The sequence below is a fragment of the Pseudomonas gozinkensis genome (assembly GCF_014863585.1).
GTDB lineage: Bacteria > Pseudomonadota > Gammaproteobacteria > Pseudomonadales > Pseudomonadaceae > Aquipseudomonas > Aquipseudomonas gozinkensis.
Genome location: NZ_CP062253.1, coordinates 590,242 through 616,173 on the forward strand (window position 1 = coordinate 590,242; position 25,932 = coordinate 616,173).

22 protein-coding genes and 1 riboswitch are annotated in these 25,932 nt (G+C 61.9%); of the genes, 15 read left to right on the forward strand and 7 right to left on the reverse strand.

Features of this window, described 5'->3' with window-relative positions; all coding sequences use genetic code 11:
- Positions 1 to 65: 65 nt before the first annotated feature.
- The 4 genes from IHQ43_RS02555 to IHQ43_RS02570 form a co-directional block, all read right to left on the reverse strand.
- Positions 66 to 1,031: a metal ABC transporter ATPase gene (locus IHQ43_RS02555; protein WP_192563268.1), complete on the reverse strand. Its 966-nt coding sequence runs from the start codon at positions 1,029 to 1,031 to the stop codon at positions 66 to 68.
- A 31-nt stretch (positions 1,032 to 1,062) separates the two neighbouring features.
- Positions 1,063 to 1,875 (reverse strand): aldo/keto reductase, encoded by an 813-nt coding sequence (locus IHQ43_RS02560; protein WP_011332151.1) that lies wholly within the window; start codon positions 1,873 to 1,875, stop codon positions 1,063 to 1,065.
- Positions 1,872 to 3,047 (reverse strand): NAD(P)/FAD-dependent oxidoreductase, encoded by a 1,176-nt coding sequence (locus IHQ43_RS02565; RefSeq protein WP_192563269.1) that lies wholly within the window; start codon positions 3,045 to 3,047, stop codon positions 1,872 to 1,874. The genes IHQ43_RS02560 and IHQ43_RS02565 overlap by 4 nt, the downstream gene beginning before the upstream one ends.
- A gap of 134 nt (positions 3,048 to 3,181) precedes the next feature.
- Complete coding sequence (locus tag IHQ43_RS02570) at positions 3,182 to 3,514, reverse strand: DMT family transporter (protein WP_085654394.1); 333 nt, start codon at positions 3,512 to 3,514, stop codon at positions 3,182 to 3,184.
- A gap of 102 nt (positions 3,515 to 3,616) precedes the next feature.
- Between IHQ43_RS02570 and IHQ43_RS02575 the strand changes: the two genes are divergently transcribed.
- Together IHQ43_RS02575 and waaA are read left to right on the forward strand one after the other, a co-directional pair.
- A complete protein-coding gene (locus IHQ43_RS02575; protein ID WP_192563270.1) occupies positions 3,617 to 4,519 on the forward strand; it encodes a LysR family transcriptional regulator in 903 nt (300 codons plus the stop codon).
- 11 nt (positions 4,520 to 4,530) lie between these two features.
- Complete coding sequence (gene waaA / locus IHQ43_RS02580) at positions 4,531 to 5,811, forward strand: lipid IV(A) 3-deoxy-D-manno-octulosonic acid transferase (protein ID WP_192563271.1); 1,281 nt, start codon at positions 4,531 to 4,533, stop codon at positions 5,809 to 5,811.
- Positions 5,812 to 5,841: 30 nt separating this feature from the next.
- Here waaA and IHQ43_RS02585 read toward each other — a convergent pair whose 3' ends face one another.
- Entirely contained in the window at positions 5,842 to 7,275 is a 1,434-nt protein-coding gene (locus tag IHQ43_RS02585; protein ID WP_192563272.1) for a TolC family outer membrane protein, read from the reverse strand.
- Positions 7,276 to 7,471: 196 nt separating this feature from the next.
- A riboswitch (TPP riboswitch) is annotated at positions 7,472 to 7,577 on the forward strand.
- Positions 7,578 to 7,723: 146 nt separating this feature from the next.
- On the opposite strand from IHQ43_RS02585, the gene thiC reads away from it, so the two are divergent.
- Together thiC and cytX are read left to right on the forward strand one after the other, a co-directional pair.
- Complete coding sequence (thiC, locus tag IHQ43_RS02590; RefSeq protein WP_127796733.1) at positions 7,724 to 9,613, forward strand: phosphomethylpyrimidine synthase ThiC; 1,890 nt, start codon at positions 7,724 to 7,726, stop codon at positions 9,611 to 9,613.
- 171 nt (positions 9,614 to 9,784) lie between these two features.
- Positions 9,785 to 11,077: a putative hydroxymethylpyrimidine transporter CytX gene (cytX, locus tag IHQ43_RS02595; RefSeq protein ID WP_192563273.1), complete on the forward strand. Its 1,293-nt coding sequence runs from the start codon at positions 9,785 to 9,787 to the stop codon at positions 11,075 to 11,077.
- Here cytX and IHQ43_RS02600 read toward each other — a convergent pair.
- Positions 11,046 to 11,792, reverse strand: a complete 747-nt coding sequence (locus IHQ43_RS02600; protein WP_085701039.1) for an RsiV family protein — start codon at positions 11,790 to 11,792, stop codon at positions 11,046 to 11,048. The genes cytX and IHQ43_RS02600 overlap by 32 nt on opposite strands.
- A 221-nt stretch (positions 11,793 to 12,013) precedes the next feature.
- Between IHQ43_RS02600 and IHQ43_RS02605 the strand changes: the two genes are divergently transcribed.
- The 10 genes from IHQ43_RS02605 to IHQ43_RS02650 all read left to right on the forward strand — a co-directional run bounded on the left by IHQ43_RS02605 (position 12,014) and on the right by IHQ43_RS02650 (position 22,654).
- Positions 12,014 to 12,631, forward strand: coding sequence for an NUDIX domain-containing protein (locus IHQ43_RS02605; RefSeq protein WP_192563274.1), 618 nt, complete (start codon positions 12,014 to 12,016; stop codon positions 12,629 to 12,631).
- Entirely contained in the window at positions 12,622 to 13,074 is a 453-nt protein-coding gene (locus IHQ43_RS02610; protein WP_007952222.1) for a DUF1249 domain-containing protein, read from the forward strand. Before IHQ43_RS02605 ends, IHQ43_RS02610 begins: the two co-directional genes overlap by 10 nt.
- A 105-nt stretch (positions 13,075 to 13,179) precedes the next feature.
- On the forward strand, positions 13,180 to 13,995 hold the full coding sequence (gene cpdA, locus IHQ43_RS02615; protein WP_192563275.1) for a 3',5'-cyclic-AMP phosphodiesterase: 816 nt from the start codon (positions 13,180 to 13,182) through the stop codon (positions 13,993 to 13,995).
- 97 nt (positions 13,996 to 14,092) lie between these two features.
- Positions 14,093 to 14,701 (forward strand): YqiA/YcfP family alpha/beta fold hydrolase, encoded by a 609-nt coding sequence (locus IHQ43_RS02620; protein ID WP_064382909.1) that lies wholly within the window; start codon positions 14,093 to 14,095, stop codon positions 14,699 to 14,701.
- Positions 14,702 to 14,743: 42 nt separating this feature from the next.
- Entirely contained in the window at positions 14,744 to 16,651 is a 1,908-nt protein-coding gene (gene parE, locus IHQ43_RS02625; RefSeq protein WP_085608483.1) for a DNA topoisomerase IV subunit B, read from the forward strand.
- Positions 16,651 to 17,640, forward strand: coding sequence for an esterase-like activity of phytase family protein (locus IHQ43_RS02630; protein ID WP_192563276.1), 990 nt, complete (start codon positions 16,651 to 16,653; stop codon positions 17,638 to 17,640). The genes parE and IHQ43_RS02630 overlap by 1 nt, the downstream gene beginning before the upstream one ends.
- Before the next feature lie 328 nt (positions 17,641 to 17,968).
- Positions 17,969 to 18,973 carry an esterase-like activity of phytase family protein gene (locus IHQ43_RS02635; protein ID WP_192564940.1) on the forward strand — a complete coding sequence of 335 codons (1,005 nt, stop codon included), beginning with the start codon at positions 17,969 to 17,971 and terminating at the stop codon, positions 18,971 to 18,973.
- Positions 18,970 to 19,494 (forward strand): retropepsin-like aspartic protease family protein, encoded by a 525-nt coding sequence (locus IHQ43_RS02640; protein WP_007952204.1) that lies wholly within the window; start codon positions 18,970 to 18,972, stop codon positions 19,492 to 19,494. Before IHQ43_RS02635 ends, IHQ43_RS02640 begins: the two co-directional genes overlap by 4 nt.
- Positions 19,495 to 19,501: 7 nt before the next feature.
- Positions 19,502 to 21,766 (forward strand): DNA topoisomerase IV subunit A, encoded by a 2,265-nt coding sequence (parC, locus tag IHQ43_RS02645; RefSeq protein WP_129972327.1) that lies wholly within the window; start codon positions 19,502 to 19,504, stop codon positions 21,764 to 21,766.
- A 177-nt stretch (positions 21,767 to 21,943) separates the two neighbouring features.
- Complete coding sequence (locus IHQ43_RS02650) at positions 21,944 to 22,654, forward strand: PqiC family protein (RefSeq protein WP_192563277.1); 711 nt, start codon at positions 21,944 to 21,946, stop codon at positions 22,652 to 22,654.
- Between the two features lie 390 nt (positions 22,655 to 23,044).
- On the opposite strand, the gene IHQ43_RS02655 is transcribed toward IHQ43_RS02650, so the two are convergent.
- On the reverse strand, positions 23,045 to 24,553 hold the full coding sequence (locus IHQ43_RS02655; protein ID WP_192563278.1) for an AhpA/YtjB family protein: 1,509 nt from the start codon (positions 24,551 to 24,553) through the stop codon (positions 23,045 to 23,047).
- Positions 24,554 to 24,687: 134 nt separating this feature from the next.
- Between IHQ43_RS02655 and serB the strand changes: the two genes are divergently transcribed.
- Complete coding sequence (gene serB / locus IHQ43_RS02660; protein WP_007952163.1) at positions 24,688 to 25,902, forward strand: phosphoserine phosphatase SerB; 1,215 nt, start codon at positions 24,688 to 24,690, stop codon at positions 25,900 to 25,902.
- The last annotated feature ends 30 nt before the right edge of the window (positions 25,903 to 25,932 follow it).

Below are 25,932 nucleotides of genomic sequence, written 5' to 3' on the forward strand. Positions count from 1 at the left end.
GCAAACATAAAGACCGCGCCTGCGATGACTCTCCGGAGTCACTCGCAGGCGCGGTCTTTTGCCGTTCAGGAATTCACTTTCTTGCGCGGCACGATCTTCTTCAGCAGTTGCTTGGCCTTGCCGCGCAACCGCGCCAGCCCTGTGTCCTTGGGCGGCGTCAAACCCTGCTGGCGCAACCAGTCCTTCCAGCGAATCCGCTCATCGCGCACCAGCCAGCCGTCCTGCCGGGCGAAGCTTTCCGCCAGGTACAGACCGCGAGTGCCCGCCGGGTACAACTGACCTTTCTTCAGCGTGTACAGCTCGGGCAGCGGCTCGCCGTCCTGCAACGGCATCAAGTACAGATCGGGGCGCTTGCGGTCGAGCCGGGCGACCAGTTGATCGCCTTCCAGTCGTTCATCGACATGGAACAGGCTCAGGTTCTTGGCTTCCTTGGGCACGTCCAGTCGCAGGTCGTAGATCAACTGCAGGGACGCAGTCGGCAAATGCACGTAAGCCCTCGGCCGTTCGAGCAATTGCAGATTGGCGCAGCGCACCGGCCGCGCCGAACCGGACAACGGTGTCAGGCGAAAGGGCAGGGCCTCGCGATAATGCAGCGCCGACGCATACGGCGCCGGCAGCCAGGTGTCGTTGAAGCGCCCGCCGAGCCAGCCTTCCGGGGTTTCCAGCAGGCATTCCTCGGCGATCTCCTGGATCGCCGTGTGCAGCGGAATGTTCAGCTCATGGGCCGGCACGTAGCCGGAAATCAGCTTGAGCACCACATCGCCGCGGTCCTGCCGGCGCTGGCGCACCAGCACCCAGTAATCGCGATTCTGCCAGTGCAGGGTCAGGCGCACCGAAACACCAAGGTTGGCCAGCTCCAGCGCAAAGCGTTCGGCGTCGGCCACACTGACCGGTTTGCGCCGCTGCAAGGTCTGGGCGAAATTCAGCGGCATGCCGACGCTCTGGTAGGTCAGGCCTTCCGGCGTGGCTTCGACGAACAGCGGCAGCGTCTTGAAGTTGCTCGGGTTCTTTCTGATGAGCGTACGCGGCATGTCGGCTCCTGCTTAAGGCCGCGAGGCGGCGTCAGTGACCACGAAGGACCTGGGCAACGGTCGCAACGTTATGGGCGAGGTGCAGCGGATTGATTGTCCCGACGATGGCGCTGGCCACGCCGGGCTGGGCGAACAGCAACTCGAAGCTGGCGCGCACCGGGTCAACGCCGGGACTCAGGCACACATGACCGCTGGCCAGGGCCTTCTTCACCAGAATGGCTTTGCCGTGGGCAGCAGCATAGTCAATGACCGCCTTCTCGTTTTGTTCGTTCAGATTGTAGGTGACCATCGCGCAGTCGCCTTGCTCCAGTGCCTTGAGGCCACCGTCGACGGTTTTGCCGGAAAAGCCGAAGCCGCGAATCTTGCCTTCGGCCTTCAGCGCCGCGAGGGTTGCATAGACCTCGCTGTCGTTGAGGATTGCCAGATCGTTACCGTCGGAGTGCACCAGCACCAGGTCGATAAAATCCGTTTCCAGACGTTGCAGGCTGCGCTCCACCGACATCCGGGTGTGAGCGGCGCTGAAGTCGTGGGTCGACTGGCCGTCGACAAATTCTTCGCCGACCTTGCTGACAATCACCCAGTCCTGACGCTGACCGCGCAGCAGCGGGCCGAGGCGTTCTTCGCTGCGGCCATAGGCCGGGGCGGTGTCGATCAGGTTGATGCCCAGCTCCCGCGCCTGCTTGAGCAGCATGCGCGCGGCGTCGTCGTCGGGGATCTGGAAGCCGTTGGGGTATTTCACGCCCTGGTCGCGGCCTAGCTTGACGGTGCCCAGGCCCAGCGGCGAAACCAGCAGGCCGGTGCTGCCCAGCGGACGGTGCAAATCGTGCAGGGTCGGCAGGCTCATGGCAGCAATTGCTCCCAGGCCGGAACACCCATCGGTGGTTTTGGCAGTTCGGGCAACGGGGCTGCGTGGCTTGGCTGGATGCCGTCGCGTTCGAGGGACGCGATCACGCGGTCAGCGAAGTCCGGCGCCAGGGCCAGTTTGGTTGGCCAGCCGACCAACAGGCGACCTTCTTCGGCGAGGAAGGCGTTGTCCGGGCGGGTCAGACCGCTTTGCAAAGGCTCGGCACGGTCAACGCGCAGGGTTGCCCATTGCGTGGTGCTGAGATCGATCCACGGCAACAACTGTGCGATTTCCTTTTGCGCAGTGACGATCTGCTCGGCCGGTTCGCGGGCAACGCCTTCGCTTTCGGCAATGTCACCCCCCATGTACCAGACCCACTGACCATTCGCTGCCGGATGGGTCGTCACGGTAATCCGTGGCTTGGTGCCGCCACCGAGGCAGTGCGCGTACAGCGGCTTAAGGCCCGGCCCCTTGGCGATGATCATGTGCAGTGGCCGGCGTTGCATGGCCGGATGAGTCAGGCCCAAGGCAGTCAGCAGATCGGCAGTGCCGGCACCGGCGCTGAGGACGATGCGCTGGGCGCGGATCTCGCGGCCGTCGACCTTCAGGCCGACCAGCACGCCGCTTTCCAGCAATGGCTCGATGGTCTGGCCAGCGAGCAGACCGTCACCCGACAGGTCGGCCAGGCGCTGGATCAGGCTCGGCACATCGATCACCAGTTCGGCGAGGCGGTAGACCTTGCCCTTGAAGCGCTTGTCTTGCAGGGCCGGTGGCAGTTGATCGCCCTTGACCTGATCGACCCGACCACGCACCGCTTTGCTGGCGAAGAAACTGGTGAGGTTGCCGGCCAGGGTGCCCGGCGACCAAAGATAATGGGCTTCGGACAGCAGGCGCACGCCGGTCAGGTCCAGTTCGCCGTTGCCGGCCAGGGCTTCACGCCAGCGGCGCGGCATGTCGGCGATGGCTTCCGAGGCGCCGGTCAGCGCACCGTGCAGCGCGTACTTGGCGCCGCCGTGGATGATGCCCTGGGACTTCACACTCTGCCCGCCGCCGAGGCTGGCGCTTTCCACCAGCACGGTCGAGAAACCCTGGCGACGCAGGCGCGCGTTCAGCCAGAGGCCGGCGACACCCGCGCCGACAATCAGCACGTCGGTGGAAATTGGAGATGGCATGCAACGACCTCAGTGTTCAAGACGAGGGCGCAGTATACAGACTCGGGGAAAAGGGGATTTGTCGATGATCAACAGGGCTGACGCAAATCCAAATGTGGGAGCAAGCTCGCTCCCACAGGAATAGTGGTTGACGTTCAGTGGCCAGCGGTTTTCGAGAACAACTGGATGACGACCACGCCGAGCACGATCAGCGCCATCCCGAGCATCGCCGGGATATCCAGCTTCTGCCCATAGATGAACAGTGCCGCGACACTGACCATCACGATGCCCATGCCGGCCCACACCGCGTAGGCCACACCCACCGGCACGCTGCGTACCACCAGGGTCAGCATCCAGAATGCAATGCCGTAGCCGACGATGACCAGCAACAGCGGCAAAGGCGTGCTGAAGCCTTTGACGGCTTTCATCGAAACGGTCGCGATCACTTCGGCACAGATGGCGATTGCCAGGTAGACGTAAGCGTTCATGTTCGAATCCTCGTGTATAGCGTTGCTTTCTGAGGCGGCATTCTAGTGACTCCCCAGATGGGGTAAAGTCATTACCTATCTGTATACAAGATGGGTTGGCGGATGAGCATGCAGTGGAATCTGGAGCAGTTGCGGGTGTTCGTCGCGGTGGCCGAACAGCGTTCGTTTTCCGCCGTGGCGCGTCAGCAACGCAAGGCGCAGTCGGCGATCAGCAGCGCGATTGCCATGCTCGAGGACGATCTCGGTGTCAGTCTGTTCGAGCGTAGCAGTGGTCGCCAGCCGAGTCTTACCGAAACGGGTGAAGCCTTGCTTGAAGAGGCGCGGGAAGTGTTGCGCCAGTGCGAGCGCCTGAATGGTCGGGCCATGGCCATGATGCGTGGGCAGGAAGCGCAGCTGCGAGTGGCCCAGGACGAGGCGATGCCTTATCAGGCGCTGGTGGAAAGCTTCGGCGCGCTGGCCGAGCAATTTCCCAGTCTTGAGGTGCAACTGACCAGCGCCGCCCAAGGTGAGGTTTCGCGCAAGCTGGTGGAGCGCCGGGCCGATCTCGGGTTGCTGTTCTATCACGATGAAATCCCCGAAGCGCTGGAGCGCCGGGTGCTGGGCAGTGTGGAAATGGTCACGGTCTGCGGCGTCAATCATCCGCTGGCGGCGCAATCCCGGGTCAACTGCCAGCAGCTTGCCCAGCATCGGCAATTGCTGATGTCGACCCAGACCAGCGTCTACCCCGGCAGCGAACCGGCCAGCCCACAGGTCTGGCGTGCCGACAGTTTCTACGTGATGGCCGAATGGCTGGTGCGCGACCTCGGCTGGGCCTGGCTGCCGCGCCACGTGGTGCAGTATTCGGCGTACCAGGGCCTGATGGTGGAACTCGACAGCGAATGGACGCCGCCGGCACTGGTGGTGGAACTGGTCTGGCGTCGCGACGAACCCCTCGGGCCGGCCGCCCGCTGGCTGGCGGAGCGATTTGCCATACACCTGCGGGCGATCGGCGGCAAAAGCCGATAAACTCCGCCGCCATGAATAGAACTCTCTACACCGCGCTGTTTTACCTGGGGCTGCCATTGGTGGCGATTCGGCTGTGGTTGCGCTCGCGCAAGGCGCCGGCGTATGCCAAACGGATTGGCGAACGTTTCTCCTATGGCATGCCGACCCTGCAGCCGGGCGGCATCTGGGTTCACGCGGTGTCGGTGGGCGAAAGCATCGCCGCCGCGCCGATGATTCGTGCACTGCTGCAACGTTATCCGCAGCTGCCGATCACCGTGACCTGCATGACGCCGACCGGTTCAGAGCGTATCCACGCGATGTTCGCCAACGAGCCACGGATCCAGCACTGTTACTTGCCCTACGATTTGCCCTGCGCGGCGGCGCGTTTTCTGGATCGCGTGCAGCCGAAGCTGGCAGTGATCATGGAAACCGAACTGTGGCCCAACCACATTCACCAATGCGCCAAGCGCGGGATTCCGGTAGCGCTGGCCAACGGACGCCTTTCCGAGCGCTCGGCCAAGGGCTATGGCCGCTTCAGCAAGCTGACCGCGCCGATGCTGGCCGAAATGAGCCTGTTCGCCGTGCAGACCGAAGCCGAAGCCCAGCGCTTCCGCGATCTCGGCGCGCGCCCGGAGACAGTCGAGGTCACCGGCTCGATCAAGTTCGACCTGACCATCGACCCGCAGCTGCTGCAACGCGCCGCTGAACTGCGCGGCCAGTGGCAGGCGCTGGAGCGGCCGGTGTGGATCGCCGCCAGCACCCATGAAGGCGAAGACGAGGTCGTGCTGAACGCCCACCGTCGTTTGCTGGCCAACCATCCGGATGCGCTGCTGATTCTGGTGCCGCGTCACCCGGAGCGTTTCACCTCAGTATTCGAGCTTTGCCAACGCGAAGGTTTCTCCACGGTACGCCGTTCCACTGGCGTGAGCGTCGATGCGCAGACTTCGGTGCTGCTCGGCGACACCATGGGCGAATTGCTGTTTCTATATGCATTAGCCGACAGCGCGTTCGTCGGCGGCAGTCTGGTGCCCAACGGCGGCCATAACCTGCTGGAGCCGGCAGCGCTGGCGAAACCGGTGATCAGCGGCCCGCACCTGTTCAACTTCCTCGACATCGCCGCGCAACTGCGCAGTGCCGGGGCGTTGGCCGAGGTGGATGACGCCGAAGGTCTGGCAACAGAAGTGCAGCGGCTGTTCGAACTGCCGCGCGATGCGCAGCGCATGGCCGAGGCCGGGCTGAGCGTGATGCGCCGCAATCAGGGCGCGTTGCAGCGCTTGCTCGATGGACTGGGCAGGTTGATCGACCGCCCATAAAAAAACGCAGCCTCAGGGCTGCGTTTTTGTTTAAGGCCGGGCCTTGAGCTGGGCTTCCGCAGCTTTGGCCAGATCCGGCGGCAGGAAGTCCTTGTCCGGGTTGTAGTCGGCTTTCAGATAACGCGTCAGATCCTGCAGATCACCCGGATTCAACGTCCCCGCCGCCTGCTTCAGGCGCAGGTTGTCGAGGATGTAGTCGTAGCGGGTGTTGTTGTAGTTGCGTACCGAGGTGTAGAGCTGGCGCTGGGCGTCGAGCACGTCGACGATGTTGCGCGTCCCCACCTGATAACCGATTTCCGTGGCTTCCACCGCGCTCTGGTTGGAAATGATCGACTGGCGACGCGCCTGCACTTGCTCGACGTCGGTGTTCACCGCGCGGTGCAGGTTGCGAGTGTTTTCGACTACTTGCCGGCGCAGGCCTTCACGCTGCTGCTCGGTCTGGTCCAGGCGTGAGTACGACTCACGCACTTGCGAACTGGTCAGCCCGCCGCTGTAGATCGGGATGTTCAGTTGCAGGCCCACAGTGCTCTGCTCGACGTTGCCACTGTACGGCGTACCGAACGCATTCGGGTTGGCGAAGCCGAGGGCGTCGTTGTCGCCTTTTTCGTATTTGGCCACGGCGTCGAGGGTCGGCAGGTGGCCGGCCTTGCGCTGTTTCAAGGTCTGTTCGGCGGAGCTGACGGCGTAGTTGCTGGCCAGCAGATTGAGGTTCTGTTTGGCGGCGGTGTCGACCCAGGCTTTGGCGTCGTTTGGCGCCGGCGGCAGGATCGGCAACGTGTGGACGATGCCCTGGATCGAGTTGTATTGACGGTTGGTCAGAGTGATCAGCGCTTCGAACGCATCATCGACCTGACGCTGGGCGACGATCCGGTTGGCGCGCGCGGTGTCGTAACTGGCTTGTGATTGCAGCACGTCGGTCTTGTCCGACAGGCCCACGTCGAAGCGCTCGTTGGACTGGTCGAGCTGGCGCTTGAATGCGGCTTCCTCGGCCTTGGTCGAGGCCAGGTTGTCCTGGCTGCGCAACACGTTGAAGTAGCTTTCGGCAGTTTGCAGGATCAGGTTCTGCTCGGTAGCCGAGAGTTGCAGCGCGGCCTGCTCGTTGACGTCCTTGGCGGCCTGGTACTGGAACCAGCGATCGGCGCGGAACAGTGGTTGCGCCAGTGTCGCCTGATAGGAATGCGCGCTGCGGTTGGCGATGGCCGAGGGCTGGTCGATCGAGGTGCGCACGTTGGCGGTTTCTGCGCCGCCGGACAGATTCGGCAGCAGCCCGGCGCGGGCCTGGGGCACGACTTCTTTCTGCGCGCCGTACTGGGCGCGGGCGGCGGCCAGGTCGGCGTTGTTGTCGACTGCTTCCTGATAAACGCTGACCAGGTCAGTCTTGGTCGATAAAGGCGCTTCTGCTGCCCAGACCGTTGCGGTGGACGCACAAGACACGGCGACAGCCAGTGAGAGTTTGCGCAGCATGAGGCGATCCCTAGCATGAATATTATGGAAATAATCCGGGCGCCAAAGGTAAGGCGCGGCCCATGCAGCGTCAAGGCGCAGCATGGCGTAGCGAGTGTAGTTGCGCAGGCGGCAGGCAACAATCTGCCAATTGCGCCATTCATCATGGTGTTTGCAGCGGTGTTGGCGTTCTTTGCCGGTTGTGTCTAGACTGGCCGGGTTCTTGTCGGGGTGCCTTGCTATGAGGCTGAGATCGAATAATTTCGGATCCCGTTGAACCTGATCAGGTTAGCGCCTGCGTAGGGAACAAGATTTCTCGTCACCCGGCGAGTCCTCTTGTGCTTCGTCCGGGAAATTGTTCGACAATCGAACGCTCGACGACGATGCACAGCACCAGTCCTGGTGCGTCCGTGCCTTTCAGGTTCTGCTCCGACAATCCACTGCCTGGATGCTGTCTGGAGAGCCCGTGATGACTACAAAATCTAAAAACGCGATCAACCTGAGTGACTCGGCCAAGGTCGACGAGCAGTCGGTTCAGCCGTTCACCCGTTCGCAAAAAGTCTACGTTCAGGGTTCCCGCCCGGACATCCGCGTGCCGATGCGCGAAATCACCCTCGATGTGACCCCGACCGATTTCGGCGGCGAAATCAACGCGCCGGTCACCGTCTACGACACCTCGGGTCCGTACACCGATCCGAACGTCGTAATCGACGTACGCAAAGGCCTGGGCGACGTGCGTTCGGCTTGGATCGACGACCGTGGCGACACCGAGCGCCTGCCAGGCCTGAGCTCGAATTTCGGTCAGCAACGTCTTGCCGACGCGGAACTGACCAAGCTGCGCTTCGCCCACGTCAACAACCCGCGCCGCGCCAAGGCCGGGGCCAACGTCAGCCAGATGCACTACGCCCGCAAAGGCATCATCACCGCCGAGATGGAATACGTCGCCATCCGCGAAAACATGAAGCTGCAAGAGGCCCGCGCTGCCGGTCTGTTGAAGCAGCAGCACGCCGGCCACAGCTTCGGCGCGAGCATCCCGAAAGAAATCACCCCCGAGTTCGTCCGTGAAGAAATCGCCCGTGGCCGCGCGATCATTCCGGCCAACATCAACCACGTCGAACTGGAACCGATGATCATCGGCCGTAACTTCCTGGTGAAGATCAACGGCAACATCGGCAACAGCGCGCTGGGTTCGTCCATCGAAGAAGAAGTGGCGAAACTGACCTGGGGCATTCGCTGGGGCTCGGACACAGTGATGGACTTGTCCACCGGCAAGCACATTCACGAAACCCGCGAGTGGATCATCCGTAACTCGCCGGTTCCGATCGGCACCGTGCCGATTTATCAGGCGCTGGAAAAAGTGAATGGCGTCGCGGAAGACCTGACCTGGGAGCTGTTCCGCGACACGCTGATCGAGCAGGCGGAGCAGGGCGTCGACTACTTCACCATCCACGCCGGCGTGTTGCTGCGCTATGTGCCGCTGACCGCCAAGCGCGTGACCGGCATCGTGTCCCGTGGCGGTTCGATCATGGCCAAGTGGTGCCTGGCCCACCACAAAGAGAACTTCCTCTACACCCACTTCGACGAAATCTGCGAAATCATGAAGGCCTACGACGTCAGCTTCTCGCTGGGCGATGGCCTGCGTCCGGGCTCGATTGCCGACGCCAACGACGAAGCTCAATTCGGCGAACTGGAAACCCTCGGCGAGCTGACCAAGATCGCCTGGAAGCACGACGTGCAATGCATGATCGAAGGCCCGGGCCACGTGCCGATGCAGTTGATCAAGGAGAACATGGACAAGCAGCTGGAGTGCTGCGACGAGGCGCCGTTCTACACCCTCGGCCCGCTGACCACCGACATTGCACCGGGTTACGACCACATCACCTCCGGCATCGGTGCGGCGATGATCGGCTGGTTCGGTTGCGCGATGCTCTGCTACGTGACGCCGAAGGAACACCTGGGTCTGCCGAACAAGGATGACGTGAAGACCGGGATCATCACCTACAAGATCGCGGCCCACGCAGCAGACTTGGCCAAAGGACATCCGGGCGCGCAGATCCGCGACAACGCCTTGAGCAAGGCGCGTTTCGAATTCCGTTGGGAAGACCAGTTCAACCTCGGTCTGGACCCGGACACCGCCCGTTCGTATCACGATGAAACCCTGCCGAAGGACTCGGCGAAGGTCGCGCATTTCTGTTCGATGTGCGGGCCGAAATTCTGCTCGATGAAGATCACTCAGGAAGTCCGCGAATACGCGGCCAACCAGCGGATCGACGCGGTCGACGTGGACGTCGCCCAGGGCCTGGCGGAACAGGCCGAGCGGTTCAAGAAGGAAGGCAGTCAGCTGTACAAGAAGGTTTGATCCCGCACTGATCGTTCCCACGCTCTGCGTGGGAATGCCTCTAGGGACGCTCCGCGTCCAGTGACGCGGAGCGTCACGGGCTGCATTCCCACGCGGACGGTTCGACGCCTCGACGTGGGAACGATCACAACGGGTCAGCACAACAACAAATGTCCCTCTGAGATAACACCCTTGAGCATTCAACCCGGTACTTATTCCCCCGACCTCGCCGTGCCCGCCGATAAGCGTGTATTCGGCGGTCGCGATCTGTTTTCCCTGTGGTTTTCCCTCGGCATCGGCCTGATGGTTTTGCAGACCGGTGCGCTGCTGGCCCCGGGGCTGGGCCTGTCGGGATCGCTGCTGGCGATCTTCCTCGGCACCCTGGTCGGCGTCCTGTTGCTGGCTGCCGTTGGCGTGATCGGCAGCGACACCGGCCTGTCGTCGATGGCTGCGCTGAAACTCAGCCTCGGCAGCAAAGGCGCGAGCCTGCCGGCGCTGCTCAACCTGCTGCAATTGATCGGTTGGGGCTCGTTCGAAATCATCGTCATGCGTGACGCCGCCAGCCTGCTCGGCACCCGTGCGTTCAGCGAAGGTTCGCTGTGGGCCAGTCCGATGTTGTGGACGCTGTGCTTCGGCGCATTGGCGACATTACTCGCGGTCAGCGGTCCGTTGACGTTTGTGCGCAAGATCCTGCGCAAATGGGGCATCTGGCTGATTCTGGCCGCGTGCATCTGGCTGACCTGGAATCTGTTCGCCAAGGCTGACCTCGCCGCCTTGTGGGCGCAGGCCGGGGATGGGTCGATGCCGCTCGCTGTGGGTTTCGACATCGCCATTGCGATGCCGCTGTCGTGGCTGCCGCTGATCGCCGACTACTCGCGTTTCGGCAAGAAGGCGAAGAACGTGTTTGGCGGCACGGCGATCGGTTTCTTCATCGGCAACTTCTGGCTGATGAGTCTGGGCGTGGCCTACACACTGGCGTTCGCGCCGAGCGGTGAAGTCAACGCGCTGCTGCTGGCACTGGCTGGCGCAGGTCTGGGCATTCCGCTGTTGCTGATTCTGCTGGATGAGTCGGAAAACGCTTTCGCCGACATTCACTCGGCAGCGGTTTCCAGCGGGATTCTGTTGCGTCTGAAAGTCGAGCATCTGGCGTTGGCCATCGGCGTGATCTGCACCCTGATCGCCCTGCTCGCGCCACTGGCGCAGTACCAGAACTTCCTGCTGCTGATCGGTTCGGTGTTTGCGCCGCTGTTCGGCGTGGTGTTGGTGGATCACTTCATCCTGCGCAAGCGCAGTGCCCAGGTGGCGTCGGCCGCGTTGCGCTGGCCGGCACTATTGGCCTGGCTGGGTGGCATCAGCACCTATCACTTGCTGGCCAATCTGTATCCGGATGTCGGCGCGACCCTGCCGGCGCTGGTGCTGGCAGGGCTGCTGCAACTCGTGCTCGGTCGGGCTTTCAGTTACGGCCGGGAAACAGCTCGGGCTTGAGAATGCCGTTCAGGCGCGGGTAAGGGATCTTCAGTTCGACGTGGCCCAGCGCATAAGGCGCGATGGTGGTCACGTCGTACTTGAGGATCACGCCGCCGTAGGTCAGCGCCACGTTCGGGGTTTTGACGAACGGCCAGCTCTTCACGAATTCCGGTTCCTGATCGAGCTTGGTGCTGATCAGCCAGCTGTTGTGCGCCACTTGCGCCGCTTTCCAGAACGCCTCTTCCTGACCCGGCAGCAACATGTCCGCCAGGGTCAGCACCTTGTGCTGCTGACGCGAATAGTTGATGAAACCGCGTCCCGGCGTGCCGTGGGCGCCGCCGGTGTCCAGGTAGCTCGACGTTTCAATGATCACCAGACCGTCATGCTGCTCGCGTACTTTCGCCTGCAAATAGCTGCTGTTGCGCGGGCCGGCGTTGGCCAGGAACTGCTCGCGATACGCTGCCAGCGTCGGCGCCACCGGGGCGTTCGGTGCAGTGCGGGTCATTTGCAGCAGGCGTTTTTCGATGATGCCGTCCAGCGCCGGTTCTGCCGGGAAGCGCAGGGTGTCGATGTTCACCAGTGGACAGTCCGGGTTGGAGCAACCGGGTTTCAGCGTTTCCGAGGCGTCGCGGGTGGTTTCCAGCGGCGTGCGGTAGTTGGGCTGGAACAGGCTGGCGCAGGCACCCAGGGTCAGGGCGATGGCGGCCACGGAGGCAATTTTGAAAAGCGACATGGGCGTCCTTTCTGAAGCAGGGGAAGGCAAAAAGTTACCGCTTCGACTCTCAACGAAGCGGTCAGTTCGCCACTAAGCTAATTAGAGTGGGTTTCGCCTCCACCGTCCATCCCGCTGACAGTAAAGGGGCTGCATCAAACGTCACGGGCGCGTTAGGATGGCGCGAAGTCGAGGTGGCAGGTAAGGCGCCTCGTATTGGATTTGCAGTAAAGAGGATGCTCATGACCGATTTTGCCAAAGCCATTCCGACCGCCGTCGATATCGTGCGACGCGAGCAGTGCTACAAGGGCTTCTACAAGCTCGACCGTCTGCACTTGCGCCACGAACTGTTCGCCGGTGGCATGAGCCGCGAAATCAATCGTGAAGTGTTCGTGCGCCACGATGCGGTGTGCATGCTGCCCTACGATCCGCAGCGCGATGAAGTGGTGCTGATCGAGCAGTTTCGCGTCGGCGCACTGGGCAAGGCGGACAACCCGTGGCTGGTGGAACTGGTCGCCGGTCTGATCGACAAGGATGAACAGCCGGAAGAAGTTGCTCACCGCGAGGCACAGGAGGAAGCTGGGCTGGACATCAAGGCCCTGTGGCCGATGACCAAATACTTTCCATCGCCGGGCGGCAGCAACGAATTCGTGCATTTGTATCTGGGGCGTTGCAGCACCGAAGGCGTGGGCGGCCTGCATGGGCTGGAGGAAGAAGCTGAAGATATTCGCGTCACGGTCTGGGCTTTTGAAGATGCCCTGCAGGCCGTACGTGACGGACGGATTGCCAATGCGGCGAGCATCATCGCCTTGCAGTGGCTGGCGCTCAATCGCGCCGAAGTGAGGGGGCTATGGTCGTAAACAAGCTGCGCGATCGCTACCGCGTCGACCTCGTGGGCCTGCAAGCCGCCTGCGAGGCCAACTACGCGCGCCTGATGCGACTGTTGCCGGACATGCGCAGCGACCCCGAGGCGCGGCGCATCGCCGTGACCCAGGGCGACCAGATGCTCGGCGTGCTGACTCTGGAAGTGTTGCAGGCCTGTCCATACACCACGACCCTGCAGGTGCGCCAGGAACACAGCCTGCCGTGGCTGCCGGTGCCGCAACTGGAAGTGCAGGTCTATCACGACGCGCGTATGGCCGAGGTGATCAGCGCCGAACATGCGCGACGTTTTCGCGGCGTCTATCCTTACCCGAATGCGGCCATGCATCAGCCCGACGAGAAGGCCCAGCTCAATCTGTTCCTGGGCGAATGGCTGAGTCATTGCCTGGCGTGCGGACACGAATACGCGGCGGTCCGATAACCGCCGCAAGTTGTGAACTGCGTCCGGTTCGCCGGTTTCTCTTTGCGCTGTCCCCCCGCATAATTGCCGCACCTTTCCAGTCCCGCGATCCCGGGGGAGAACGCCTTGCCGAGCGTATCGACTTTGACCACCGCCGACGCGGCGTTGCTGGTGCAACTCTCTGACAGTCATCTGTTCGCCGAGGCGGATGGAACGCTGCTGGGCATGAATACCCGCGAGAGCCTGCAAAAAGTCATCGAGCTGGTGCTCGAACAGCAACCCCGGATCGATCTGATCGTTGCCAGCGGCGACCTTTCCCAGGACGGTACGCTGGAGTCCTACCAGCAATTCCGCCAGATGACGGCGCAGATCGATGCACCGGCCCGCTGGATCCCCGGCAACCACGACGAGCCGCAGATCATGGCTCAGGCGACTGTGAAGAGTGCTTTGCTGGAGTCAGTTGTCGATGTCGGCAACTGGCGCGTGACCCTGCTCGATTCGGCGGTGCCCGGATCGGTGCCGGGGTATTTGCAGGATGACCAGTTGCAACTGCTCGCCCGCTCCCTGAGCGAAGCGCCGGATCGCCATCATCTGGTGTGCTTCCACCACCATCCGGTGTCGATCGGTTGCGCCTGGATGGAGCCGATCGGCTTGCGCAATCCGGAAGCGTTTTTCGAAGTGCTCGACCGTTTTCCGCAGGCGCGTGCGGTGCTGTGGGGGCATGTCCATCAGGAGATCGACCGCGAGCGCAACGGCGTAAGGCTGATGGCCTCGCCGTCGACCTGCATCCAGTTCGAACCGGGCAGCGAAGACTTCAAGGTCGGCGAGCAGGCACCGGGGTATCGATGGTTGCGGCTGTTGCCGGACGGGCGGATCGAGACGGGCGTGGAGCGTGTCACCGGTTTCCGGTTCACTGTTGATTACGGCTCCAACGGTTATTGATTAAAAGGGCACAACGCTGATTTGCTCGGGTGCTGGCCCAACACCCCTCGACTCCCTGTAAACTCCGCTATCTTCAGCCGACGCCCAGGGAGCTCAAATGTCCGGTTCGATTCTCTATATCCATGGTTTCAACAGCGCGCCGGCCTCGAAAAAGGCCTGTCAGTTGGTTGAGGTGATGGAGCGGCTGGGTTTGAGCGACCAACTGCGTGTGCCGGCGCTGCATCACCACCCGCGCGAGGCCATCGGTCAGCTGGAGCAGGCAATCGCCGAACTCGGCCGGCCATTGCTGGTGGGAAGCTCGCTCGGCGGCTACTATGCGACTCACCTGGCCGAGCGCCATGGCCTGAAAGCCCTGCTGGTCAACCCGGCCGTCAGTCCACACCGGATGTTCGACGGATACCTGGGCACCCAGAAAAACCTGTACACCGACGAAACCTGGGAGCTGACCCACGACCACGTGACGGCCCTGGCCGAGCTGGAAGTGCCGGCACCGCAGGATCCGCAGCGTTATCAGGTATGGTTGCAGACCGGGGATGAAACGCTGGATTATCGCCTTGCCCAGCAGTATTACCGGGCCTGTGCCTTGCGCATTCAGGCCGGCGGCGACCACAGTTTTCAGGGATTTGTTACACAATTGCCAGCATTGCTCAGCTTTGCCGGGATTGGCGCCGATACCTATCAGGCAATCGATTTCACCGCACTGTGAAGTCTTGCCCCATTTTCATTGAATCACTGACGACGAGACCCTATGGCCACTCCCAGCGCTAGCTCTTATAACGCCGACGCCATCGAAGTCCTCTCGGGCCTCGACCCGGTGCGCAAACGCCCCGGCATGTACACCGACACCAGTCGGCCGAACCACCTCGCCCAGGAAGTCATCGACAACAGTGTCGACGAAGCCCTGGCCGGCCACGCCAAATCGATCCAGGTCATCCTTCACGCCGATCACTCGCTGGAAGTCTGCGACGACGGTCGCGGCATGCCGGTCGACATCCACCCGGAAGAGGGCGTTTCGGGCGTCGAACTGATCCTGACCAAGCTCCATGCGGGCGGCAAGTTTTCCAACAAGAACTACCAGTTCTCCGGCGGTCTGCACGGGGTGGGTATTTCCGTGGTCAACGCCTTGTCGACGCAGGTGCGGGTGCGGGTCAAGCGTGACGGCAACGAATATGAAATGACTTTCGCCGACGGCTTCAAGGCCACCGATCTGCAAGTGATCGGCACCGTCGGCAAGCGCAATACCGGGACCAGCGTGTACTTCGCGCCGGACCCGAAATACTTCGATTCGCCGAAATTCTCCATCAGCCGCCTCAAGCACGTGCTCAAGGCCAAGGCCGTTCTGTGCCCGGGGCTGCTGATCAGCTTCGAAGACAAAGGCACCGGCGAAAAGGTCGAGTGGCACTACGAAGACGGCCTGCGCTCCTACCTGGTGGATGCGGTCAGCGAATTCGAGCGCCTGCCGGACGCGCCGTTCTGCGGCAACCTGGCCGGCACCAAGGAAGCGGTCGAGTGGGCCCTGCTGTGGTTGCCGGAGGGCGGCACCTCGGTCACTGAAAGCTACGTCAACCTGATCCCGACGGAGCAGGGCGGCACCCACGTCAACGGTCTGCGTCAGGGCCTGCTCGACGCGATGCGCGAGTTCTGCGAATTCCGCAGCCTGCTGCCACGCGGCGTGAAGCTGGCGCCGGAAGACGTCTGGGAACGCATTGCTTTCGTCCTGTCGATGAAGATGCAGGAACCGCAGTTCTCCGGTCAGACCAAGGAGCGTCTGTCGTCCCGTGAAGCGGCGGCTTTCGTTTCCGGCGTGGTCAAGGATGCGTTCAGCCTGTGGCTCAACGCCAACCCGGAAACCGGTCTGGCCCTGGCAGAACTGGCGATCAGCAACGCTGGCCGTCGTCTGAAAGCGAGCAAAAAGGTCGAGCGCAAGCGCATCACCCAGGGGCCGGCACTGCCGGGCAAGCTGGCCGATTGCGCCGGACAGGACCCGATGCGTTCCGAGCTGTTCCTGGTGGAAGGTGACTCCGCCGGTGGTTCGGCCAAACAGGCGCGGGACAAGGAATTCCAGGCGATCCTGCCGTTGCGCGGCAAGATCCTCAACACCTGGGAAGTCGACGGCAGCGAAGTGCTGGCCAGCCAGGAAGTGCACAACATTGCCGTGGCCATCGGTGTCGATCCGGGCGCCGAGGACATGAGCCAGCTGCGTTACGGCAAGATCTGTATCCTCGCCGACGCCGACTCCGACGGTCTGCACATCGCGACCTTGCTCTGCGCCTTGTTCGTGCAGCATTTCCGCCCACTGGTGGATGCCGGTCACGTCTATGTGGCGATGCCGCCGCTGTACCGCATCGACCTGGGCAAAGAGATTTTCTACGCCCTGGATGACGCCGAGCGCGACGGGATCCTCGACCGCCTGGTGGCCGAGAAAAAACGCGGCAAGCCGCAGGTCACCCGATTCAAAGGCCTGGGTGAAATGAACCCGCCGCAACTGCGTGAAACCACCATGGACCCGAACACCCGGCGCCTGGTGCAGTTGACCCTCGGCGACGACTTTGCCGAGACCTCGGAAATGATGGACATGCTGTTGGCGAAAAAACGCGCCGGCGACCGCAAGACCTGGCTCGAATCCAAGGGCAACCTTGCCGAGGTTCTGGCCTGATGCGGTTTGGCTGGGCCTTGGCGGGTGCGTTGCTGCTGGGTTCGATGACGGTGTCGGCAGAGCCTGTGCAGGAGCTGCGCGTGCTCGCCGAACACCCTGTCGAAGGCATGCGTGGCGGCAACCTGTCAGGGCTGGCCTTGTGCGGCAATGACCTGTGGACCGTATCGGATCGCGACGATGACCAGATCTACCGTCTCGATATCCGCGACCGGGTCTGGCAGGCCACGGCCGTGCGCATTGATCCGCCAAAAGTGCCGGACAGCGGCTTGCCGTGGGGCATCAGCTCGCGCACCTGGGCGGCGTCTTTCGTTCGTGGCGGCGATCTGGATTTCGAAGGCATCAGCTGCGATAACGCCGGCAACCGCTACATCGTCAGCGAAGCCCACGCGGCCGTGCTGCAAGTGCCGCCGCAGGGGCCGTCGTCGTGGCTGAAAATCTCGCCGATGATGGTTCGCGAAGCGCGGGCCAGTGGGATGTTGCTGCAATTCAACGCGATATTCGAAGGCCTGGCGATCAACCCGGCGGGCGATCAGATGTGGCTGGCTGCCGAGCGGCAAAGCCGTGGCTTGTTGATGATCAAGCGCCAGCAGACAGTGTGGGATTGCGATGGTCGCTGCGTGTTGCTCAGCGAAGGCGGCATGGAGATGCAACCGCCGCAGTTCCCGAAAGCCCGTCCGGTCAATCGGGATTTTTCCGACGTGTCCCTGTTCGACGGCAAACTGTTTACCCTTGAACGCAACGCCTACCAGATCTGTCGACGCGATGCGCAGACGGCCAAGGTCGAGATCTGCTGGTCGTATGCGGCCGAGCTGTTGCAGGCCAATCGGCGTTATTCGCAGAACTTCGGGCTGGAAGAAGCGCTAGTGGTCGATGCACAGGGTGCCTGGATCGGCGTCGACAACAATTTCGGCCCTCGCGCCGACGGCGAGGTTCGCCCGATCATCTGGCGCTTCGCCGCGCCTGAGGGTGGCTGGAGCGTCAAGCCTTAGACTTCCATTTTCTCGTGTTACTGATTGTTCGCTATCCGCAGCAGAATCGGAGAACCCTGTAATACTTGGGTCAGGAAAGATTGTCCCGTCATTGAAGGACTCGCCCGAGCGTTTCCGCCGGACAGGCTTGTGATGGGCACGCTGATGATTAAAAGTGCTCAATGAATTACAGCTTTGCTGCACTGGCTACTGGTTGAAGTCCTTAGCCTCAAGTGCACGCAATGACGCTCTGAAGCAATGCTGTCGAGACAGTAGTGAGGTCGTTGAATTCCGACATGTCGTGCAAGGCTCGGGGAAACTTGAAACGCCGACTGCGGGAGATTCAATGATGAAACTCAATTATGTTGTTGCGGGTATTTTGTTCGCCTGTAGTTCACTGGTACTGGCTGCCGATCCTGAGTTACATATGCTTTCGGAGCACCCAGTGGATGGAATGCGTGGTGGTAACCTATCCGGCCTGGCCAGGTGCGGTGGGCAGTTGTGGACGATTTCGGATCGAGATGACGATCGACTCTACAAGCTCGATACGCGAGCCACGGTGTGGAAGGCCGCTGCTGTTTTGATTAATGTTCCATCCGTACCTGACGATGCTGGACGGACTCTGGGCATGAAGGCCCAAAGCTTTTTCAGGTCGCTTGCGGGTAATGGTGCGTTGGACTTTGAAGGCATCACCTGCGACTCTGCCGGGAATCTGTACGTTCTCAGTGAAACGTATTCAGCCATTCTCAAGGTCTCGACGAGCGGAGTCTTGGCTTGGCTGACCGTCTCGCCGAAGGTGCTGACGAAGGCGAGGGAAGCCGGATTGTTGGCACACGCCAATGCGCTGTTTGAAGGATTGGTGATTACTGGCATTGCCAGTACTCAAATCTGGCTGGCTGCAGAGCGGCAAAAAAGAGGGTTGGTAAAAATCGAGCGGCGTATTACACCAATTTATTACACATGGTATTGCGCTGTCGGTTGTGTGGTGATGACCGAGGGAGGGTTGGCGCCGCAACCGCCCCAGTTCCCAGGCTCAAAATTAGTCGAGAAGGACTTTTCGGATATTGCTCTATTCAATAACAAGTTGTTTCTGCTGGATCGCAATGCTTTCAAAATCTGTCGCCATGAAATGTTGACGGGCAAGCAGGAGCGTTGCTGGTCATTCGCTGCGGATGCACTGGTTCCGAGCCGTCAATACAATGCCGAACACGGAATGGCCGAAGCGTTGCTGGTCGATGCGCAAGGCGCGTGGATCGGCGTCGACAACAATTCCACAACCCGTGCCGATGGCGAGTCTCGTCCAATTGTGTGGCGTTTTGCTGCTCCTGCGGGCGGCTGGGATGAGAGCCCTTGAGTCAGCAACCACCAGGCAAGCGCGCCGGCCGGGTGCTGATGATTCTGGCCTGGTGCGCGGCGCTGTTTCTGGCCACGCGGTTTTTCGGCCAGTGGGAAGAGCGCCAGCGCAATCCCAATGTGGAAGTGGCTTCGCAGCAGGGTAACGGCTTTATAGAAGTGAAATTGATCGGCAACGCCCAGGGACATTTTGTCGCCAGCGGACTGATCAACGGTCGGCCGGTGGAGTTCATGCTCGACACCGGCGCGACCGACGTGGCAATCCCGGCCGAGGTGGCGAAGAACCTCAGGCTGGAAGAAGGTTTCGGTGTGACCCTGAGCACGGCCAATGGCCTGAGCCAGGGCTATCGCACCCGTATCGACCGCCTGCAACTGGGCGACATCGTGCTGCGGGACGTCCGCGCACTGGTGGCGCCCGGACTGCATGGCGATCAGGTGCTGCTCGGCATGAGCGCCCTGAACAAACTTGAATTTACTCAGCGCGGCGGCACCATGCTGCTGCGCCAGACAACGAACCGATGAGGCCCGCATGAGCGACAACCTTGCAGACAGCTTAGATGGCGTAGAACGCCGGTCGCTGGCTGACTTCACCGAAAATGCCTACCTCAACTACTCCATGTACGTGATCATGGACCGTGCCCTGCCGCATATCGGCGACGGTCTGAAACCGGTACAGCGGCGTATCGTCTACGCCATGAGCGAGCTGGGGCTGGATGCCGATTCCAAGCACAAGAAGTCGGCGCGCACCGTCGGTGACGTGCTCGGCAAGTTCCACCCGCACGGCGATTCGGCGTGCTACGAAGCGATGGTGCTGATGGCCCAGCCGTTCAGCTATCGCTACACGCTGGTGGACGGCCAGGGTAACTGGGGTGCGCCGGACGATCCCAAGTCCTTCGCCGCCATGCGTTACACCGAAGCGCGGCTGTCGCGTTACTCCGAAGTACTGCTCAGCGAACTGGGCCAGGGCACCGCAGACTGGGGCCCGAACTTCGACGGCACCCTGCAGGAACCGCTGGTGTTGCCGGCACGTTTGCCGAACATCCTGCTCAACGGCACCACCGGTATCGCCGTGGGCATGGCCACCGACGTGCCGCCGCACAACCTGCGCGAAGTCGCCACCGCCTGCGTGCGCCTGCTCGATGAGCCGAAAGCTACGGTCGAACAGCTCTGCGAGCACATTCAGGGCCCGGACTATCCGACCGAAGCGGAAATCATCACCCCGCGCGCCGACCTGCTGAAAATGTACGAAACCGGCAAGGGCTCGGTGCGCATGCGCGCCGTTTACCACGTCGAGGACGGCGACATCATCGTGACCGCGCTGCCGCACCAGGTCTCCGGGGCCAAGGTGCTGGAGCAGATCGCCGCGCTGATGCAGGCCAAACCGTCGAAAGCGCCGCAGATCGCCGATCTTCGCGACGAGTCCGACCACGAAAACCCGTGCCGCATCGTGATCATTCCGGTCAACAGTCGTGTCGATCACGAAGCGCTGATGCAGCACCTGTTCGCCAGCACCGAGCTGGAGTCGACCTATCGGGTCAACGTCAACATCATCGGTCTGGACGGCAAGCCGCAACTGAAAAACCTCCGTGCGTTGCTGGTGGAGTGGCTGGAATTCCGTGTGCTGACCGTGCGTCGCCGCTTGCAATTCCGTCTCGACAAGGTCGAACGTCGCCTGCACCTGTTGGACGGTTTGCTGATTGCCTACCTCAACCTGGATGAAGTGATCCACATCATCCGCACCGAGGAACACCCGAAGGCCAAGCTGATCGAGCGTTTTGCCCTCAGCGAAATCCAGGCCGACTACATCCTCGACACCCGTCTGCGTCAGTTGGCGCGACTGGAAGAGATGAAGCTGCGCGACGAGCAGGACGAGCTGCTCAAGGAACAGGCCAAGCTGCAAGCCCTGCTGGGCAGCGAAGCCAAGCTGAAGAAGCTGGTGCGCACCGAACTGCTGAAAGATGCCGAAACCTACGGCGACGACCGTCGGTCGCCAATCGTCGAGCGCGCCGAAGCCAAGGCGCTGACCGAACACGATCTGCTGCCGAACGAAAAAGTCACTGTCGTGCTGTCGGAAAAAGGCTGGATCCGTTCGGCCAAGGGCCACGAGATCGACGCCACCGGCCTGTCGTACAAGGCCGGGGACGGCTTCAAGACCTCGGCGGCGGGGCGTTCGAACCAGTCGGCCGTGGTCATCGACTCCACGGGCCGCAGTTATTCGCTGGCCACCCACACCCTACCATCGGCACGGGGCCAGGGCGAGCCGTTGACCGGCCGTCTGACGCCGCCGCCGGGCGCAACGTTCGAATGTGTGTTGATGCCTGAGGAAGATTCGCTGTACGTCATCGCCTCCGACGCCGGCTACGGTTTTGTGGTGAAAGGCGAAGACCTGCAAGCCAAGAACAAGGCCGGCAAGGCCCTGTTGAGCCTGCCGAACAACGCCAAGGTGATCGCGCCGCGCCCGGTCGCCGACCGCGAGCATAACTGGCTGGCTTCGGTGACGACCGAAGGTCGCCTGTTGATCTTCAAGATCAGCGACCTGCCACAATTAGGGAAGGGCAAAGGCAACAAGATCATCGGCATTTCCGGTGAGCGTGTGGCCAGTCGCGAAGAATATGTCACGGACATCGCCGTTCTTCCGGAAGGCGCCACCTTGGTGCTGCAGGCCGGAAAACGCACCTTGTCGCTGAAAGCCGACGACCTCGAACACTACAAAGGTGAACGTGGTCGCCGTGGTAACAAACTGCCACGTGGCTTCCAGCGGGTGGATGCGCTGCTCGTCGAAAACCTCAATTAACCGTCCTAGACGCTCCGATCTACGATTTAACCCGTAGATCGGCGCTTTGGCGCTGGAGTCGGAACGCATATTCACGGATGATATGGCCTTTCCAAGCGCCGGCGTGGCCGAGCGTTCTTCATATTTATTGAGTATTTTCACTGTGGTCAGCCTTGTGGCGGCCACCTGGACGGGATGATGACTTCTCTGCGCCCCCTTATTTTCCTGCTCGCCGGCGTTCTTGGCCTGGCGGGTTGCAGCGTTCACCAGCCGGTGTCGCTGTATCAGCTGGACAGCGGAAGTCCGGCTCAGCCTGCGCAAAGCTCAGGCATGGCAGTTTTGCTTGGCCCTGTAATCGTTGCCGATTACCTGCAACGTGAAACCCTGTTGCAGCGTCAACCGGACGGCAGCCTGCAAGCCTCGGTCGATGGCCGCTGGGCTGGCAGCCTTTCTTCGGATATCGATCAGTTGCTGTTGCGTCAGGTCGCCGGGCATCTGGACAGTCAGCGCGTCGTGCTGGCGCCGGCCACCGTGGGCTTCACCCCGGACGTGCAGGTGCTGTTGACCATTACGCGTCTGGACTCGGGTCAGTCGCAACCGGCGATCCTCGACGCGCAATGGCGTCTGATCGACCGCCGTGGCCAGGTGCGCGACAACCGCATCGTCCATCTGCAAGAGCAGCATGCCGGCACCACCGCCGCACAGGTGCAGGCGCAAGGCGTGTTGTTGCAGCGTCTGGCCGAGCAGTTGTCGGTAGCGCTCAAGCCGTTGGCCAACCAGCCACCGGTTGCCGAGGCACCGCGCAAACCGGCAGCAAAACCGGCAGCGCCGGCGGCGGAAGCCGAGAAGCAGCCGAAGATACCGATGGCTTCGCCGATTCGTACCGATATGGAAGTGTTCCGCTTCTAGGTCTGGATCGAGTCAGGACAGAGCCCGCCTTGTGCGGGCTTTGTTGTGTCTGGGGTTCTGAGTCAAAGATCAAAAGCCCTCTCACCCCAACCCTCCCGAGACGTCGGACCGCCCGTAGGGAGAGGGAGCCGACCGAGGTGTCTGGCGCTATCCATCGACCTGAAAGATCTTGGCGATTATGGATTTGGCGCAGTTTGGTCTTTCGATTATGGATTCGGCACAGCACGTTCAGGTCGGTGTAGATCCCGAGCATTCCCCAATCGGTCCCCACTCCCGATGGGAGAGGGCTAGGGTGAGGGGGCTCTCAAGGCCAGGCGCAATCTCGAAACCACCACGCACAAAAAAGCCCGCAGACAATCACTCATCTGCGGGCTTCTTCACATCAGGGCCTCAGGCCCGACGCTCATGCATCCGCGCCATTTGCCGCTCGAGCATCGACGGATAAGGCTCCATCAACCGCTCCACACAGCAGGCACCTTCAGGGCTGGCAATCGGCCGGATTCGCGCACGTTGACGGATCAACGCGTCGTCACCGATCTTGCGCTCCACCAGCAGCAGGTTGCGGCTGTGTTGCGACAGGGCCAGGGCGTCCTGGGCGGAGTCGGTCAGCAACAAGTCAATCTGGCTCAGGCCGAACAGTTCGTCGCCGAGGGTCAGGCCCAGCTGCAATTGCAGGGTGATGCCGCTGTCGGCGACTTCGATCTGCAACTGGTGGCCCAGCGCTCGCAGCAGCTCGCCGCAGCAGATGGCGTTGGTCAGGTAATCGTCACCGCTGTCTTCGGTGTGGAACAGCATCAAGGTGCTGCCGTCGTTCAGGGTTTCGATTTCGCCCTGATACAACGAGGCAGCCTGCTCCAGGCAGTCGCGATAGCGATCCTGCAACTCTTCCAGACGTGCGCGCGGCAAACGGCGCAGTTGTTCCTGCGAGCCCAGTTGCACCGCCAGCACCGCCGTGTGTTGCGGCACGCTTGGGGTCGGTCGACGCACAGCCGGTTGTGCGGTTTCGTTCAGCGACTCGTCACGCAGGTCGGCGAACGGATCTTCGTCATCGTCGTCTTCAACGGTGCTGACCACATGGCGTGGCGCAGGTTTCTGCGCAGCCAGCGGGCGGCTTTCGTCGAAACTCGGATCACGCAGGTTGCGTACTTCGAATTCCGGCTCGTCGTCCTCGAACTCGGGTTCCGGCTCGGGCTCCGGTTCGGCCGGCTCCGGGGCATAGTTGGCGTGCAACTGACGGGCAAGGTCGCCGATCTCGTCCTGACGCTCGATACCCGGCGTGTATTCGTCGATCCGGCGCAGCCACACGCGCAATTGCAGCAGCGGCGTGGAGATGTGTCGGCCAAGGCGCAGACTCAGGGCCAGGGACAGCGCCAGCAGGATCGCACTCAGAATGCCCATGCTTTGCAGGCTGATGGTCATCGGCTGCTGGAACTGATCCATGTCCAGACTGATGCGCAGTTGCCCGGCGGTCACGTCCTGGAAGGTGATCTTGCTCTCGTACATGCCCTCGGCTTCGCCCAGCAGGCCGTGCTTGGGCCGCTGACCGGACTCGGCGAGGATGCGGTTGTCCACGCTGTAGATGGCGGCGTGGGCCACCAGCTTGTTCTTGGTCAGGTTGTTGAGCAGCACGTTGAGGCTGAGGATGTCGTTGGACACCAGCAGTTCGGTGGCGGAGGTGGCGGTCTGCGTGGTCAGGCTTTCGCCCAGCGCATCGGCCTGCTCGTGCATGGCCTGCTTGAACTGCAGCCCCATCACGCAGGCATAGATCACCAGGGCCAGGGCGACCAGGATCACGTTATGGCTGGCAATGCGCAATGCAATCGGTACACGGCGGTGGCGCAGTGCACGGAAGATCAGCAGAAAGAAGTTATCGGTTTTAACTGGCGTGGGCCGGTTCACTGAGCTCGGCTCTTTTGTCCGTGAAGTTGACGCGCAGTATAGCGACAGGCCCTAGACCGGCAAAGCGCTGGCGGTGCCCGATGGTCACTGAAAGTGGGTAGAATGCGGTTTTTTTCCAGTTGCGGGGGTGCGCGTTGCGCGAAATCGTCCTGATTAACATCACGGGAGTCGACCGTCCGGGTCTGACGGCGGCCATTACCGGTGTTCTGGCCCAGGGTGGTGTGAATATCCTCGACATCGGTCAGGCGGTAATCCACGACATGCTGTCGTTCGGCATCCTCGTGGAAATCCCCGATTCCGAGCAAGGCAAGTCGGTGCTCAAGGACATCCTGTTCAAGGGCTATGAGCTCGACCAGCAGGTGCGCTTCACCCCGGTATCCGAAGAGGATTACCAGCAATGGGTGGGCAATCAGGGCAAGAAACGCCACATCGTTACCCTGCTGACCCGCAAGGTCACCGCCGGCCAGTTGCAGGCCGTGAGCTCGATCACCGCCAAATACGGTCTGAACATCGACCATATCGACCGTCTGTCGGGTCGCATGCCGCTGGACACCCCGGCTGACAAGGGCAAGGGCTGCATCGAGTTCTCCGTGCGCGGCGAAGCTGCCGATCCGCAGGCCCTGCGCGCCGAATTCCTCAGCGTGGCCCAGGAGCTGAACGTCGACATCGCCTTCCAGGAAGATTCGCTGTTCCGTCGCAACCGTCGTCTGGCGGTGTTCGACATGGACTCGACGCTGATCGAAGCCGAAGTCATCGACGAGCTGGCCAAAGCCGCCGGCGTCGGCGACCAGGTTTCGGAAATCACCGAGCGGGCAATGGCCGGCGAGCTGGACTTCCGCGCCAGCTTCAAGGAGCGTCTGGCGCTGCTTAAAGGCCTGGATGTGAGCGTGCTCGATTCGATCGGCGCCTCGCTGCGCCTGACCGAAGGCGCGGAAACCCTGTTCGCCGAACTCAAGCGTCTGGGCTACAAGACCGCAATCCTGTCCGGCGGCTTCACCTACTTCGCCAAGCAATTGCAGGCCAAGCTCGGCATCGACTACGTGTTCGCCAACGAACTGGAAGTGGTCGACGGCAAGTGCACCGGCGTGGCGATCGAGCCGATCGTCGATGCCCAGCGCAAGGCGGATCTGCTGAAACAGCTGGCTGAAAAAGAAGGTTTGCGTCTGGAGCAGACCATCGCTGTGGGCGACGGCGCCAACGACCTGCCGATGCTGGCAATCGCCGGTCTGGGCGTGGCGTTCCGCGCCAAGCCGCTGGTCAAGCAGTCGGCGAAGCAGGCGATCTCGACCCTCGGTCTGGATGGCGTGCTGTACCTGCTGGGCTTCCGGGATCGCGACGGGCAGCTCTGACCCAGGCACAGGATCGCGGCCCTCGGCTGC

Coding starts and splice junctions, on each gene's coding strand:
- IHQ43_RS02555 (WP_192563268.1), bottom strand. CDS start 1,031: ATGCCGCGTACGCTCATCAGAAAGAACCCGAGCAACTTCAAGACGCTG.
- IHQ43_RS02650 (WP_192563277.1), top strand. CDS start 21,944: ATGACTTCTCTGCGCCCCCTTATTTTCCTGCTCGCCGGCGTTCTTGGC.
- IHQ43_RS02630 (WP_192563276.1), top strand. CDS start 16,651: ATGCGGTTTGGCTGGGCCTTGGCGGGTGCGTTGCTGCTGGGTTCGATG.
- parC (WP_129972327.1), top strand. CDS start 19,502: ATGAGCGACAACCTTGCAGACAGCTTAGATGGCGTAGAACGCCGGTCG.
- IHQ43_RS02610 (WP_007952222.1), top strand. CDS start 12,622: ATGGTCGTAAACAAGCTGCGCGATCGCTACCGCGTCGACCTCGTGGGC.
- IHQ43_RS02620 (WP_064382909.1), top strand. CDS start 14,093: ATGTCCGGTTCGATTCTCTATATCCATGGTTTCAACAGCGCGCCGGCC.
- IHQ43_RS02570 (WP_085654394.1), bottom strand. CDS start 3,514: ATGAACGCTTACGTCTACCTGGCAATCGCCATCTGTGCCGAAGTGATC.
- IHQ43_RS02585 (WP_192563272.1), bottom strand. CDS start 7,275: ATGCTGCGCAAACTCTCACTGGCTGTCGCCGTGTCTTGTGCGTCCACC.
- waaA (WP_192563271.1), top strand. CDS start 4,531: ATGAATAGAACTCTCTACACCGCGCTGTTTTACCTGGGGCTGCCATTG.
- IHQ43_RS02600 (WP_085701039.1), bottom strand. CDS start 11,792: ATGTCGCTTTTCAAAATTGCCTCCGTGGCCGCCATCGCCCTGACCCTG.
- IHQ43_RS02635 (WP_192564940.1), top strand. CDS start 17,969: ATGAAACTCAATTATGTTGTTGCGGGTATTTTGTTCGCCTGTAGTTCA.
- IHQ43_RS02605 (WP_192563274.1), top strand. CDS start 12,014: ATGACCGATTTTGCCAAAGCCATTCCGACCGCCGTCGATATCGTGCGA.
- IHQ43_RS02560 (WP_011332151.1), bottom strand. CDS start 1,875: ATGAGCCTGCCGACCCTGCACGATTTGCACCGTCCGCTGGGCAGCACC.
- IHQ43_RS02565 (WP_192563269.1), bottom strand. CDS start 3,047: ATGCCATCTCCAATTTCCACCGACGTGCTGATTGTCGGCGCGGGTGTC.
- thiC (WP_127796733.1), top strand. CDS start 7,724: ATGACTACAAAATCTAAAAACGCGATCAACCTGAGTGACTCGGCCAAG.
- parE (WP_085608483.1), top strand. CDS start 14,744: ATGGCCACTCCCAGCGCTAGCTCTTATAACGCCGACGCCATCGAAGTC.
- IHQ43_RS02575 (WP_192563270.1), top strand. CDS start 3,617: ATGAGCATGCAGTGGAATCTGGAGCAGTTGCGGGTGTTCGTCGCGGTG.